Origin of the sequence: Corynebacterium mastitidis DSM 44356, assembly GCF_000375365.1 — a bacterium.
In the GTDB taxonomy this organism is placed as follows: Bacteria; Actinomycetota; Actinomycetes; order Mycobacteriales; family Mycobacteriaceae; genus Corynebacterium; species Corynebacterium mastitidis.
Map to the genome: position 1 here is coordinate 1 of NZ_AQXB01000003.1, position 13,288 is coordinate 13,288.

A 13,288-nucleotide genomic window follows, 5' to 3' on the forward strand; every position below is an offset into this window, starting at 1 on the left:
CACCCCACGCGCCACACCACCAGGCGTGGCAACATAAGGGGTGGATGGATGAACAAAAACACCAACAAACATATGGCATGCTGGGTGTTTCTGCACACAAGAGATTCCTATAATCATCAAGTGCATCAGTACGCTATCGAGTTCTCACACAACACCACCACCGACCACAAACCCAACCGGCTAGTACCTGGTTGGTTGCTGTCGCGGCGACTCGCACTAATCTACACACCCACCCACACCCACACAAACAACCAGGTCACAGCAGGTTTTTCAGAGCACCTCGTAACCCTACGTTTGCTCGCTGTTTTCCTTGCTGACGCCAAAGAAGCGGGCCGCGCCCGTCAGGTTGTGCCCCGTGCCGCGAACCAGCACCGGCAAGCAGAGGAGCAACAGCGCCACCAGCCCACCCTGCAGGAGGAACCACTCTGTTCTTTCTATTACCTGGGCGATAAAGAGGCTGCCCCCGATCACCATTCCCACCAGCAGGAGGAGGCACCAGCCGATATTGCTGGACTCCCCAATGGTGCACACCAGTATCACGGGAAGGATCAGGAGGATATAAGCCAATCCGGCAGACATGCCGGCTATCCAGCCGGAGCCATTCGCAAAGCCCAAGAACCCTCCTATCAGGGCCGAAGCCACCACGGGCAGAAGGCTAATCAGACCGGTCCATCGAGCCCACGCCGCACGGTGTCCGCCAAAACGAATCCACTCGCCGTAGCTGCGCTGAGTTCCGTCCATCACCGTGAATATGGCGACGCCGGTAGCCAGTATCAGGATGAGGGTCATGCCGCCCGAGGTATCCAGCAACACGTTCGCCAGCGCCACACACACCGCAAAGAAGGCGGCGGCAGCGACCCACCCCAACCACACTCGAAGCTGCGGCACGAGGATACTCTGCACAAACAGGGTCTCGGGGTAACTGATCCCCTTCGTCCTCCCGTCACGACCATCCCCGGAGGCCTCCACGGAGCGTGTCCTTTCCTCCAACGACTCTCCGACGTAGGATCCCGCCGGATAGGCCTTTCGCCCGAGGATTGCCCGCAGGGAGGAAAGCACAGCCACAGCCATCAGCACAATCTGCTGCCAGCTCCCCCAGGGCGGGGCCCAGCTCAGACCAAAGAGACAGGCGGCCAGGTTAATGAGCACGTCGCATCGCTGGTGCCGCCGCCACGTTGAGCGGGGCAGATTGAGCGCCGCATACCCGGCGTTCAGGCGGACGTTCTTCTTGGCCACCGCAAAGACGATGAACAAAACCAGGGTAAAGCTCCACCAATTCTCTATCACCTCCCCCAGGAAGATCACCGGCCAGAAGAACACCGCTATCAGCCAGAAGGCCGCCTCGGACTTATCCATCAACCCCCACCACAGCTTCAGCCCCTTCATCGCTGCTCCCCCTCCACGGCTCGCGCCAGCTCCTCCAGGGTCAGCTCGCCGCCGCGCACCCCGGCGGGAACCTCCTCCACGGCCCGCAGCGGCAGGGAGAGGACGAGGCGGGCGCTGCCCGCCAGCTCTTCGACCTGCATGACGTGGGGCGCGTGGGCGTCGGCAAGCCGCCGCACCGCGCCGCCGGGCCCGAGGAACGTGCTGTAGCTCTCCAGAACCTCGTCCAGCGGGCCGCCGAGCCGCACCCCGCCGCGGTGCAGGATGCTCACGGTGTCGAGGAGCTTTTCGGACTCGTGCAGCTCGTGGGTGGAGAGGACGAAGGTGGCCTCCGGGCGGCGCTCGCGCTCGTTGCGCAGCTCGCGGTAGAACACGTCGCGCTTTTCCACGTCCAGCCCCAGGTAGGGCTCGTCCATGAGGGTGAGGTCGCAGCCGGCAGACAGCGCGAAGATGATGCCGAGGGCGGACTTCTGTCCGCGCGAGAGGCTGCTGTACTTCTTGTAGCTGGGCAGGGAGAACTCGCGCAGCAGCGCCAGCGCGCGCCCCTGGTCCCAGGTGGGGTAGCGGGACTGCGCGACCCGGAAGAGCTTCATGGCCTCCCAGCCTGCGGGCAGGGGGGCGTCGATACCCGCGAGGGCGATGCGCCCCATGACCTCGGGGTTGTCGAAGGGGTCCTGGCCCCAGACGGCGAGGTGGCCGTCGTGGGGGAGCTGCCCGGACAAGGCGCGCAGGAGGGTGGTCTTGCCCGCGCCGTTGGGGCCGATGAGGCCGTGGATGCCGCCTCCTCGGATGGTGATGTTGAGGCCGTCGAAGATGCGCGTGCGCGCGTAGCGCCCACGCAACTGACGGGCCTCGATGAGCGGTGTGGTGTTCATGAGTACAGTCCTCTGCTTTCTGCTACGCGGTCAACGAGGTCGTGGAGCTGGGCCCGGCTGAGGTCGAGGCGCAGGGCCTCGTCGATCATGGGGGCCAGGTAGGAGCCGGGGAATTGTTCCCTGCGGCGGGCCATGATGATCTCCCGGGCGCGGTCGGTCACGAACATGCCCACCCCCCGGCGCTTGACCAGCACGCCGGACTCCACGAGCAGCGTGAGGCCCTTGCGGGCGGTGGCCGGGTTGATCTTGTGGAAGGCGGCCAGCTCGTTGGTGGAGGGCGCGCGCTGCCCCTCGGAAAGGGTGCCCTCCACGATGCTGTCCTCGATCAGTTGCGCTATCTGCTGGAACAGCGGGGCCGCCGCCTCGTCCATCTCAGACCTCCTCCTCGCTGCTTAGTTACTCATGTAACCAACCAACTCGCCTGCCGTCAAGGGTTATCGGCGGGTTACGGCGCGGCCCACCACCCGCGAGGCGACGCCCGGAGCCGACTCGCCGCCCCCGCCCGCCGCTCCCAGCAGGAAAAACTCCGGGAACTTCGACGCAGGGCCCCGGCATGGGGCATGCTGGGGGTACTGCAATTTAGAGCAATAGTTACGAAACGGAAATTAGGAGCCATGCTTGAACGCACACTCGTGTTCGTGGACACCTCATACCTCCTGGCGAGCTTTTATAACTCGTGGGAGACCGGCGCGCGCGCACAGTTAGAAATTGACCTGCCCGAGGTCGTGGGAGTCCTGGGCGGGATGATCGAAAATCAGCTCCACCAACCCATTCACCGGCAGCTCTGGTACGACGGCATCCCGGAGTCCGGCCCCCACCGCTACCAGCGCGCCCTGCGCTCCTGCGACGGCGTGCAGTTGCGCGCGGGCCAGCTCATCGCCTGGGGGGAGCGGCGCACCCAGAAGGCCGTGGACACCCGCCTGGTGGCGGACATGGTGGTGGCCGCCGTGAACCGGCAGTACACGGACATCGTCCTGGTGTCCGGCGACGCGGACATGATCCCCGGGGTGCAGGAGGCCGCGAACGCGGGCATCCGGGTGCACCTCTACGGCTTCGGCTGGGATTCCATGTCCTCCGCGCTGCGATACGCCTGCGACACCACCACCATCCTGGACCCCCGCGAGGACTTCGCGGACTCCATGCAGATCCAGGTCCTGGAGGGGCCGCTGCCGCCCTCCGTGCCCGCCAAGCCGCTGGGGGAGACGGAGCCGCCGGAGGAGCCCGGGCCGACCCTCGTCCCGGAGGACGCCACCCAGGATCGCCGCCCGCCGATCACCCCCACCGCCGCCGACAACGCGGAGCGCCCGGAGAGCGACTGCCCCGAGGAGGAGGCGCGCAAGCTGCTCGTGGACGCCCCCACGGCGTCCGCACCGGCGTCCACGCCCGCCCCAGCCGCCGAGCCGACTACGCCTACCCAGGCTCCCGCCGGGGCCGACCGCCCCACCCCCACGCCCCCGCAGGAGGAATCCCCGGGCAAGCCCCGGGAGGAGGCCCCGACGCCGGGCGACGCCCCGGAGGCGGCCGGGGACACGAAGGACGCGGACAAGGGCGAGGACGCCCCCGAGGAGCCGACCCGCCCCGCCGAGGAGTCCACGGCCCCCACCCCCGGGGACCTTCCCTCCTCGCGGCCCGTGCCCAAGCCCTCCATGATGGCGCCCAAGCGCAAGCTGCGCTCGCGCTACGTGCCGCTGCCCAACGAGGTGTGGGCCTCCGCCGGGTATCAAACCCCCTACGACGTGGGCCAGCAGTACGCGGCCTGGTGGTACGAGAACGCGGCGTCGGCGGAGCAGCGCGATCAGGCGCACCTGCTCTCCGGCGGGGGGCTGCCCCCGGAGGTGGACCGGCCGCTGCTGCAGTTCGCCTGCGAGACGCTGCACGAGTACACCCTCTCGGAGTCCCAGCGCGTGAACCTGCGCGACGGCTTCCACTCCGGCATCCGGGGCGTGCTCATCAACATTCGGCGCACCTAAGCGCCGGGCCGGGGCGGGCACCCCGAGTCGCCTCGCCCCTGGGACGGACGACCGGGAGAGGGCCTAGCGGCCCTCGTCCTCCCCGGATTCGAGGGCGGCCGCATCGCCCCCGCCGCCCAGCTCGGCGCGGATCTGCTCGAGGCGGGCGGCGGCCTTCATGTCGCGCCCCGCGGCGGCGATCTCGTCCATGCGGGAGGTCATGGAGCCCTCCGCCAGCTCCTGCGCGCCCAGGGCGTCCGCGTAGCGGCGCTCGATCTTGTCCCGGACGGCGTCGAGGGTGGGCACGGAATCGTTCGAGGCGGTAGACAGCGCGCCCATCGCCTCGTTGGAGGCCTCCTGCATCTTGGCCTGATCCACCTGGGCCTGCATCTGGTTGATCTGCGCCATCTGCTCCTTGAGGCGCTCCTCGGACTCGCGCTGCTTCTGCTGCGCCTGCTCGGCGGCCTGCGCGGCCTGGTGGTGGGAGGCCTTCAGCTCCTCGATCTGCTGCTCCACGGCCACGAGCTGGCTGGCAAAGACCTCGGCGGTGTTGGTGTACTCGGCGGAGCGGGCGCTGTTGCCCTCGGCGGCGGCGCTATCCGCCATGCCGATGGCCTGCTTGGCCTGATCCTGGAGGGTATCGCGCTCCTTGAGCAGGCGGTCCAGCTTCATCTCGAGCTGGCGCTTGTTCCCGATGATCGCGGCGGCGTGCTGCGTGATCTCCTGGTGCTGCTTCTTGGCCGCCTCCGCCGCCTGATGGATCTGCACCTTGGGATCCGCGTTCTCGTCGATCTTCTGATCCAGCGATGCCTTGAGGTAGTTCCAACCCTTGCTGAAGGGATTAGCCATGATCCGCGTCCCGCCTTCCTGCGCGCTGTGGCACACGTACATATCGTTCCCCCGCGAGTGTACGCAAGGGCAAAGGGCAGAGGCGCCCCGCGCGCCTCCCCACCAACGGTGACGACGACGCGCGGGGCGCACCGAGGGCCCGGACGAGCCGGGCCGAAGGGACGATAAGGGCTACTCGGCGTCGCGCGCCGCGTTCTGCTCCGCTACCTGGCGGCGCACCTCGTCCATGTCCAGCCCCTTGATCTGCCCGATGAGATCCTCCAGGGCCGCCGGGGGGAGGGCGCCGGCGTCGCGGAACACCATGATGCCGTCGCGGAAGGCCATGATCGTGGGGATGGACTGAATCTCCAGCGCGGCGGAGAGCTGCTGGTTCTCCTCCGTGTTCAGCTTGGCGAAGGTCACGTCCTCGTGCTGCTCCGAGGCCTTCTCGAAGGTGGGGGCGAAGGCCCGGCAGGGGCCGCACCAGGAGGCCCAGGCGTCCACGAGGACGATGCCCTCGCCGGTGACGGTCTGCTCGAAGGTGTCCTCGGTGACGTTGATCGTTGCCATAGTGCGCGTCTCCTCGCTGATGTTTGTGCTTGTGTGCCTTACACGGGCTGCAACGCGCCCGCCCGGCGCGCTATTCCGCCCAGGGTACGGCAACGCCACCCCGCACCCCCTTGCCCTATACCCCCTGGGGGTATAGCCTGGCGTCATGAGCCCCGCCCCTGCCTCCCGCATCGACCTCGGCATTACCGGCATGACCTGCACCTCCTGCTCCGCCCGGGTGGAGCGCAAGCTCAACAAACTCGAGGGCGTGGAGGCCAGCGTTAACTTTGCCACCGAGACGGCCTCCGTCTCCTACGAGGCCGCGCGCACCACCCCGGAGGAGCTGCTCGACGTCATCCGCGCCACCGGCTACGAGGGCTTTCTCCTGAGCGAGCGGGACGCCGACGGCACCCGGGAGGCCCCCGCCGCCGCGCCGTCGGGCGCGGACCCCGGCGCGCGCGACCCGCGCCTGCCCGTCTCCGCCGCGCTCAGCGCGCCCGTGGCGGCGCTCTCCATGATCCCGGCGTGGCAATTCCCCCTGTGGCAGTGGGTGGCCCTGGCGCTGATCACCCCGGTGTACCTGTGGGGCGGCTGGCCCTTTCACCGCGCGGCCCTGACCAACCTGCGCCACGGGGCCTTCACCATGGACACCCTCGTCTCCCTGGGCACCACCGCAGCCTACGGGTGGTCCACGTGGGCGCTGTTCTTCGGCTCGGCGGGCAGGCCGGGCCTGGTGATGCACATGAGCCTGAGCGGGCACGCCCAGGGCCAGGCGCTGTACCTGGAGACCGTGGGGGTGGTCATCACCTTCCTGCTGCTGGGGCGCCGCCTGGAGGAGCGCGCCAAGGGGCGCTCCTCGGAGGCGCTGCGCCACCTGCTGAGCCTGGGGGCCAAGGAGGCCACCGCGCTGCGCGGGGGCCGGGAGGAGCGCGTGCCCGCCGCCGCGCTGCGCCCGGGGGATCACGTGGTGGTGCGCCCCGGCGAGCAGATCCCCGCCGACGGCGTGGTGGCCGAGGGCCGCTCCGCCGTGGACGAGTCCATGCTCACCGGGGAGTCCGTCCCCGTGGAGGTGGGGCCCGGCGCGCGGGTCACCGGGGCCACCCTCAACTCCTCCGGCAGGCTGGTGGTGGAGGTGACCCGGGTGGGGGAGGAGAGCACCCTGGCCCAGATGGGCCGCCTGGTGGCCCAGGCGCAGGCCGGAAAGGCCCCGGTGCAACGCCTGGTGGATCGCATAGCGCAGGTGTTTGTCCCCGTGGTCATAGCGGTCTCCGCCGCCACCCTCGCGGGGCACCTGCTCCTGGGCTCCGGCGGGCCCCCCGAGGCCCTGACCGCCGCCGTGGCGGTGCTCATCATCGCCTGCCCCTGCGCCCTGGGGCTGGCCACCCCCACCGCGCTGCTCGCGGGCACCGGGCGCGGGGCCCAGCTCGGGCTGCTCATCAGGGGCCCCGAGGTGCTGCAGTCCACCAGGAGGATCGACACCATCCTGCTCGACAAGACGGGCACCGTGACCACCGGCCGGATGCGGCTGCGCCGGGTCACCCCCGTGGGCGGGTTCTCCCTGGAGGAGGTGCTGCGGCTGGCCGCCGCGGTGGAGGCGGGCTCCGAGCACCCCATCGGCCGGGCCATCGTGGCCGCGCACGGGGCCTCCGCTGCGGGGGAGGCGGGGGAGGGGGCCGCCCCCGAGCCCACACGGGACTTCCGGGCCACGGCGGGCAGCGGGATCAGCGCCCGCGTGGGGGAGCGCGCCGTGAGCGTGGGGCGCCCGGAGGGCGACCTGCGCGCGCACCCCGCCGTGGCGGCGGCCCAGCGGGAGGGCGCCACCGCCGTGGCGGTGCTCGTGGAGGGGAAGCCCGCGGGCGTGATCTCCGTGGCGGACGCCCCCAAGGAGGGCTCCGCCGAGGCGATCGCGGCCCTGCGCGGCCTGGGCCTGGAGCCCATGCTGCTCACCGGCGACGGCCCGGGCGCCGCCAAGGCCGCCGCGCGCGCCGTGGGCATCCCCGAGGACTCCGTGTACGCCGAGGCGCTGCCCGGGGACAAGGTGGCCCGCGTGGCCGCCCTGCAACGCCGGGGACGCACCGTGGCGATGGTGGGCGACGGCATGAACGACGCCGCAGCGCTGGCGCAGGCCGACCTCGGGCTGGCGATGGGCGCGGGCACGGACGTGGCCATCGAGGCCTCGGACATCACCCTGATGAACAACGACCTGCGCTCCGCCGCCGAGGCCATCGCCCTGGCCCGACGCACCCTGGGGATCATCCGGGGCAACCTGTTCTGGGCCTTCGCCTACAACGCGGTGCTCATCCCCGTGGCCGCCCTGGGCCTGCTCAACCCCATGCTCGCCGGGATCGCCATGGCCGCCTCCTCCGTGCTGGTGGTGAGCAACTCCCTGCGGCTGCGGCGGTTCCGGGGGCTGCGCTAGGGTGGCGGCAGACACGTACCGACCACCACGAGGACGCACCATGTTCATTCTCATCACCATCGCGGCGGCCGTGGCCTACACCGTGCACCCCCTGTTCTGGGAGGCCGCGCCCGGAACCTGGGAGGCCTTCAGCCAGGGCCTGATGATGGGTCTCATCCTCGCCTCCGTGGTCACGCGGGAGGGCAGGGAGGGGCTGGCCCGGATCGGGCGCACCCTGCGCGGCAGGCCCCGCCACCCCTGATCCTCCCGGGCCCCTGAGCCCCCTGCCGGCCCCGGCCGCCCCGCCCCCACGGGAGGGCGCTAGCCGCGCGCCATGTCCACGAACCGGGAGTAGTGGAGCTGGTGGGCCACGCTCACGGTGTCGATGGGCCCGCCGCGGTGCTTGGCCAGGATGATGTCCGCCTCGCCCGCGCGCTCGTTGTCCTTGTCCTGCGAGTCCGGGCGGTAGAGGAGCATGACGATGTCCGCGTCCTGCTCCAGCGAGCCGGATTCACGCAGGTCCGCGAGCTGCGGTCGCTTGTCCGTGCGGGACTCCGGGCCACGGTTGAGCTGCGAGATGGCCACCAGGGGCACGTCCAGCTCCTTGGCCAGCAGCTTGAGCGAGCGGGAGAACTCCGAGACCTCCTGCTGACGCGACTCCACCCGCTTGCCCGAGCTCATGAGCTGGAGGTAGTCCACCACGATGAGCTGGAGGTCGTGCTTCTGCTTCAGCCGCCGGGCCTTGGCGCGGATGTCCATCATGGTCATGTTGGAGGAGTCGTCGATGAACAGCGGGGCCTCGGAGATCTGCCCCACCCGACTGGCCAGCTTCTCCCAGGCCACGCCGTCCATGCGCCCGGAGCGCATGTCCGAGAGCTTGATCTCCGTCTCCGCGGACAGCAGGCGCATGACGATCTCCGTCTTGGACATCTCCAGGGAGAAGATCACCGAGGCCTTGTTGTGCTTGATGGACGCCGAGCGCACGAAGTCCAGCGCCAGGGTGGACTTGCCCACGCCGGGGCGGGCCGCCACGATGACCATCTGGCCGCCGTGGAGGCCCTGGGTCAGCTCGTCGAGGTCGATGAAACCCGTGGGGATGCCCTGCGCTAGGCCGCCGTTGGAGGTAATCATGTCGATCTCGTCGATGGTGGGCTGCAGGATGTCCGCCAGGACCTCGTAGTCCTCGGCGGACTTGTCCCGGTTGATGCCAAAGACCTCCTGCTGCGCCATGTCCACCACGGCGTCCACCTCGGCGCCCTCGGCACCCTCGTAGCCAAGCTGCACCACGCGGGTTCCGGCGTCCACCAGCTTGCGCAGGGTGGCCTTCTCCTCCACGATCTCCGCGTAGTAGCGGGCGTTGGCAGCCGTGGGCACCGAGGCGATGAGGGTGTGCAGGTAGGGGGCGCCGCCCACCCGGTCCAGCTCGTTCTGGCGCTCCAGGCGCGCCGAGACGATCACCGGGTCGATGTCCTTGCTCTCCGAGAAGAGGTCGATGATCGCCCGGTAGATCAGGGTGTGCGCGGGGTGGTAGAAGTCGTCGGGGGAGAGGATCTCGATGATGTCCAGCACCGTGTTGGGGCTCAGCAGCATGGCCCCGATCACGCCCTGCTCGGCCTCCCGGTCGTGCGGGGGCTGGCGGAAGCCGCCGTCGGCCCCGCGCCCGCGCGCCTGGTAGTCCCCGCGACCCCGATACTCGCCCGGCTCGGGGAAGGCGGGAGGGGCGTCCGCGTCCGAGGGCGGCACGTAGTCGTCGTCGAAACTTGCCTCGCTCGTGCTCGCGCTCATGCGCCCTCCTCGCCTCGGGGTGTTGCCTGCCCCGATAATCTTAGGAGCACTCGGCGCGGGCGATGGCGTCGGCCGCCCGGATCAGCGAGAGGTGCGAGAACGCCTGGGGGAAGTTGCCCGCCAGCCGCCGCGTGGCGGGGTCATACTCCTCCGCCAGCAGCCCGAGGTCAGTGGACAGCCCGCAGAGCATCTCGAACTTCTCCCGGGCCTCCGCCAGGCGGCCGGAGGCCGCGTACTGCTCCACCAGCCAAAACGCGCACATCACGAAGGGGTACTCCTCGCCCTTAAGGCCGTCGATCCCCTCGCCCTCCACCGTGCGGTAGCGGTACACCAGGCCGTGCTCGTCCACGAGGTCCGCCTCGATGCGGGCCACGGTGCTGAGCATCTTGGGGTCGTCGGCGGCGAGGAAGCCGGTGTGCGGGAGCTGCAGCAGGGAGGCGTCCACCTCGGTGCCGCCGTAGGTCTGGGTGAAGGTGCCCAGCTCCTCGTTCCACCCGCCCTCCATGATCTCCGCGCGCAGCCGATCCCGGTATCGCGCCCAGGTGGGAACGTCCCCCTCGTAGCCGTGCTCCTCCACCGCGCGGATGGCCTCGTTGAAGGAGGCCCACATCATCACCCGCCCGTGGGTGAAGTAGTGCAGGTCCCCGCGCATCTCCCAGATGCCGTGATCGCGGTCCTCGTAGTGGTCCATCACGTAGTCCAGCAGCTTGACCTGGAGCGCCCAGGAGTAGTCCGAGTCCTTGTACCCTGCGTCGCGCAGCGCGGCGAGGGCCAGCATGACCTCGCCCACCACGTCCGCCTGGTACTGGTCCGCCGCGCCGTTGCCGATGCGCACCGGGCGGGAGTCCTCGTAGCCGCGCAGGTGGGGCAGCTCCTTTTCCGGCAGCTCGCGCTCCCCGCCCAGCCCGTACATGATCTGGAGCTTGGCGGGATCGCCCGCCACCGCGCGCAGCAGCCAGTTGCGCCAGGCCGTGGCCCCCTTGATGAGGCCGTGGGCCACCATCACCTCCACCGTCAGCGCGGCGTCGCGCAGCCAGGTGAAGCGGTAGTCCCAGTTGCGCCCGCCGCCGAAGGACTCCGGCAGCGACGCCGTGGGGGCCGCCACGATCCCGCCCGTCTCCGTGTGCGTGAGCGCGCGCAGCACCAGCAGGGAGCGCTCCACCTGCGGGTGGGCGGGCCCCTCCACGTCCAGGCGCTCTATCCAGTCCCCCCAGTAGTCCTCCGCCGCCGCCAGGGCCTCGTCCGGGTCCTCCGGCTCCGGCACCGGGTTCCAGGGCTTGAACCAGGTCAGCGACCAGTCCGCGCGCTGCCCCTCCGCCAGCGTCACGCTGCCGCCGATGGCGTCGGCGTCATAGGCGCCCTCGGCGGCGTCCGGGACGATCTGGGGCCCGGCCAACAGCAGGCCCTCCGGCCCTCCCGTGCACAGCAGCCCCGGCTCCCCTGTGCCGGGCACCGTGACCCAGCGGAACCAGGGCTTGACGCGCGCGTAGTTGAAGCTGATGCGCAGGTCCATCACCACGTCCACGGTGCCGCTGAGGCACTCCACCCGGCGGATGAGGTCCGCCGAGCCGTTGTGGGGCGTCATAAAGTCTAAGACCCGGGCCGTGCCGGTGGGGGACTCCCACAGGGTCTCCAGGATAAAGGTACTGCCCACGTATCGACGCCCCGTGACCTCGCCGCCGCGCACGGCCAGCTTCCAGCGCCCGTCCGCGGGCTCGCCCAGCAGGGCGGTAAAGAGCGCCCCGGAGTCGAAGCGGGGCAGGCAGAGCCAGTCGATCGACCCCTCGCGCGAGACGAGGGCCGCGGTGGACTGATCGGAAAGGAGGGCGTAATCCTCTAGCGGGGTGCTCGGCATACCGTGATCCTTCCGGCGCGGGGTGTACGTTTTCCGTCCCCCATAATGTACTCACACCCCCTCCGCATTCCCACCCGCAGGAGAGTTATCCACAGGCCCTGTGGACAAGTCGCGGAGTTATCCACCCCGGGGGCTTGCTCCTGTGCACAACGGGAGGGCGCGGCGGGCTCCTGGCACCAGCGCGGGGGCGCAGGGGTCCATATAACCGCAGGTAAAGCGGTATTTCTCCGCGCCTCGGGCGCGGCGCGGGCCGCGAATATGGCCCCGCACCAGGGGGTTTGACACCGCCCGGCCCGCCTTGTTAGGACCGCCACGGCGCACTGACCTGGGGTATTCCCCCGGGAGTTCTTCCACAGTTATCCACAATCTATCCACAGGCCCGGGATCGCGGGCTCGCTATCGCCTCAACCCGCGCGGGGCGCAAGGGGAGAGGGGGAGCTGCAAAGAAACACCGATGGCCCCGCAACTCGCGGCGGGCGCGAGCCGGGGCCATCGGCGTGCTGTTGTCGTTGGGCGCGCTCCTCGGAGCGCGCCGCCGTCCATCGCTGTATTAAGCGGAGACGACCTCAAAGTTCACATTGGCTGCGATGTCCTTGTGCAGCTGTGCCTTCACGCGGTACTTGCCGGTCGTCTTGACCAGGTTCTTCGGAAGCTCGATGACGCGCTTGTCCAGGTTCGGGCCGCCGGCCTTCTTCACGGCGTCCACGATGTCATCGGCCTTCACGGAGCCGAAGAGCTTGCCCTTGTCCGAGGTGCGCACGGAAACCGTGACGTTCTCCAGGGCGTCGAGCTGCTCGCGGATCTCGCGGGCGTGGTCGAGGTCGCGGATCGCGCGAGCCTCCTGGGCACGCTTGATGCCCTCGATCTGCTTCTCAGCACCGCGGGTAGCCACGATGGCCAGGCCGCGCGGAAGCAGGTAGTTGCGTCCGTAGCCGTCCTTAACCTCAACGATGTCACCAGCGACACCGAGGTTCTCAACGGCAGCGGTGAGGATCAGCTTCATGATCCCTGCCTTTCGTTGTTGGAAAGAAGATGGTGTGGGAAAGGTTCTCTCAAGGATCAGAACGGGGGCTCGTCGTCCGAGCCGCCGAAGCCACCGGCGGGCGGCGCGGAGTTCCAGGGGTCGTTGGCCGGGGCCGACTGCGCCCCGCCCATGGACTGCTGGTTCTGGGGAGCCCCAAAACCGCCCTGGTTACCCTGCGGCGCCTGCTGGCCGCCGTAGTTCCCGCCGCCAAAGCCACCGCCGGGCTGGCCGCCTCGGTTGCCGCCCCCCTCGCGGGGATTGCGGTTGACCTGAGCGGAGGCGTAGCGCAGGGAGGGGCCGACCTCATCGACCTCGATCTCGTACACCGTGCGGTTCTCGCCCTCGCGGTTCTGGTACGAACGCTGGCGCAACCGGCCGGTGACGATCACCCGCATGCCCTTGGTGATGGTCTCCGCGACGTTCTCGGCGGCCTGCCGCCACACGTTGCAGGTGAGGAACAGCGCCTCGCCGTCCTCCCACTGGTTCGTCTGCGAGTTGAACCGGCGGGGGGTGGAGGCCACACGGAAGTTAGCCACGGCGGCGCCCGAGGGCGTAAAACGCAGCTCCGGGTCGTTGACGCAGTTGCCCACGACCGTGATGTTGGTATCTCCCTGTGCCATACTGCTTCACCTTTCTCCTGTG

General features: G+C 69.5%; 11 protein-coding genes and 1 pseudogene. 3 read left to right on the top strand and 9 right to left on the bottom strand.

The features are described 5' to 3' along the window. Positions 1 to 288: 288 nt before the first annotated feature. From B140_RS0104065 to B140_RS0104075, 3 genes and pseudogenes are all read right to left on the bottom strand, one after another. Positions 289 to 1,386, bottom strand: a complete 1,098-nt coding sequence (locus tag B140_RS0104065) for a YrzE family protein (RefSeq protein WP_018118075.1) — start codon at positions 1,384 to 1,386, stop codon at positions 289 to 291. After that, a pseudogene (locus B140_RS0104070) lies at positions 1,383 to 2,183 on the bottom strand (AAA family ATPase); the annotation flags it as partial. The gene B140_RS0104065 and the pseudogene B140_RS0104070, both read right to left, overlap by 4 nt. 71 nt (positions 2,184 to 2,254) lie before the next feature. Further along, positions 2,255 to 2,629 (bottom strand): GntR family transcriptional regulator, encoded by a 375-nt coding sequence (locus tag B140_RS0104075; RefSeq protein ID WP_018118077.1) that lies wholly within the window; start codon positions 2,627 to 2,629, stop codon positions 2,255 to 2,257. 243 nt (positions 2,630 to 2,872) lie between these two features. Here B140_RS0104075 and B140_RS0104080 point away from each other — a divergent pair, with 243 nt between their 5' ends. Then, positions 2,873 to 4,228, top strand: a complete 1,356-nt coding sequence (locus tag B140_RS0104080; protein ID WP_026165975.1) for an NYN domain-containing protein — start codon at positions 2,873 to 2,875, stop codon at positions 4,226 to 4,228. A 63-nt stretch (positions 4,229 to 4,291) separates the two neighbouring features. Here B140_RS0104080 and B140_RS11925 read toward each other — a convergent pair whose 3' ends face one another. Together B140_RS11925 and trxA are read right to left on the bottom strand one after the other, a co-directional pair. After that, a complete protein-coding gene (locus tag B140_RS11925; RefSeq protein ID WP_040426031.1) occupies positions 4,292 to 5,056 on the bottom strand; it encodes a PspA/IM30 family protein in 765 nt (254 codons plus the stop codon). 171 nt (positions 5,057 to 5,227) lie between these two features. Continuing rightward, complete coding sequence (gene trxA / locus B140_RS0104090; RefSeq protein WP_425304659.1) at positions 5,228 to 5,698, bottom strand: thioredoxin; 471 nt, start codon at positions 5,696 to 5,698, stop codon at positions 5,228 to 5,230. A 52-nt stretch (positions 5,699 to 5,750) separates the two neighbouring features. On the opposite strand from trxA, the gene B140_RS0104095 reads away from it, so the two are divergent. Both B140_RS0104095 and B140_RS0104100 read left to right on the top strand, forming a co-directional pair. Next, positions 5,751 to 8,003: a heavy metal translocating P-type ATPase gene (locus B140_RS0104095; protein WP_018118081.1), complete on the top strand. Its 2,253-nt coding sequence runs from the start codon at positions 5,751 to 5,753 to the stop codon at positions 8,001 to 8,003. A gap of 40 nt (positions 8,004 to 8,043) precedes the next feature. Further along, on the top strand, positions 8,044 to 8,244 hold the full coding sequence (locus tag B140_RS0104100; protein ID WP_018118082.1) for a hypothetical protein: 201 nt from the start codon (positions 8,044 to 8,046) through the stop codon (positions 8,242 to 8,244). Positions 8,245 to 8,303: 59 nt separating this feature from the next. Here the strand turns inward: B140_RS0104100 and dnaB are convergent, their stop codons facing one another. From dnaB to B140_RS0104120, 4 genes are all read right to left on the bottom strand, one after another. After that, positions 8,304 to 9,767 (bottom strand): replicative DNA helicase, encoded by a 1,464-nt coding sequence (gene dnaB / locus B140_RS0104105; protein ID WP_018118083.1) that lies wholly within the window; start codon positions 9,765 to 9,767, stop codon positions 8,304 to 8,306. 40 nt (positions 9,768 to 9,807) lie between these two features. Continuing rightward, positions 9,808 to 11,622, bottom strand: a complete 1,815-nt coding sequence (locus B140_RS0104110; RefSeq protein WP_018118084.1) for a glycoside hydrolase family 15 protein — start codon at positions 11,620 to 11,622, stop codon at positions 9,808 to 9,810. A gap of 550 nt (positions 11,623 to 12,172) precedes the next feature. Continuing rightward, positions 12,173 to 12,625 carry a 50S ribosomal protein L9 gene (gene rplI, locus B140_RS0104115; protein WP_018118085.1) on the bottom strand — a complete coding sequence of 151 codons (453 nt, stop codon included), beginning with the start codon at positions 12,623 to 12,625 and terminating at the stop codon, positions 12,173 to 12,175. A 56-nt stretch (positions 12,626 to 12,681) separates the two neighbouring features. Beyond that, positions 12,682 to 13,266 (bottom strand): single-stranded DNA-binding protein, encoded by a 585-nt coding sequence (locus tag B140_RS0104120; RefSeq protein WP_018118086.1) that lies wholly within the window; start codon positions 13,264 to 13,266, stop codon positions 12,682 to 12,684. Positions 13,267 to 13,288 lie beyond the last annotated feature (22 nt).

Bases quoted from the DNA above. Each gene is read 5' to 3' on its own strand.
- B140_RS0104065 (WP_018118075.1), bottom strand. From the start codon at position 1,386: ATGAAGGGGCTGAAGCTGTGGTGGGGGTTGATGGATAAGTCCGAGGCG.
- B140_RS0104075 (WP_018118077.1), bottom strand. From the start codon at position 2,629: ATGGACGAGGCGGCGGCCCCGCTGTTCCAGCAGATAGCGCAACTGATC.
- B140_RS0104080 (WP_026165975.1), top strand. From the start codon at position 2,873: ATGCTTGAACGCACACTCGTGTTCGTGGACACCTCATACCTCCTGGCG.
- B140_RS11925 (WP_040426031.1), bottom strand. From the start codon at position 5,056: ATGGCTAATCCCTTCAGCAAGGGTTGGAACTACCTCAAGGCATCGCTG.
- B140_RS0104095 (WP_018118081.1), top strand. From the start codon at position 5,751: ATGAGCCCCGCCCCTGCCTCCCGCATCGACCTCGGCATTACCGGCATG.
- B140_RS0104100 (WP_018118082.1), top strand. From the start codon at position 8,044: ATGTTCATTCTCATCACCATCGCGGCGGCCGTGGCCTACACCGTGCAC.
- dnaB (WP_018118083.1), bottom strand. From the start codon at position 9,767: ATGAGCGCGAGCACGAGCGAGGCAAGTTTCGACGACGACTACGTGCCG.
- B140_RS0104110 (WP_018118084.1), bottom strand. From the start codon at position 11,622: ATGCCGAGCACCCCGCTAGAGGATTACGCCCTCCTTTCCGATCAGTCC.
- rplI (WP_018118085.1), bottom strand. From the start codon at position 12,625: ATGAAGCTGATCCTCACCGCTGCCGTTGAGAACCTCGGTGTCGCTGGT.
- B140_RS0104120 (WP_018118086.1), bottom strand. From the start codon at position 13,266: ATGGCACAGGGAGATACCAACATCACGGTCGTGGGCAACTGCGTCAAC.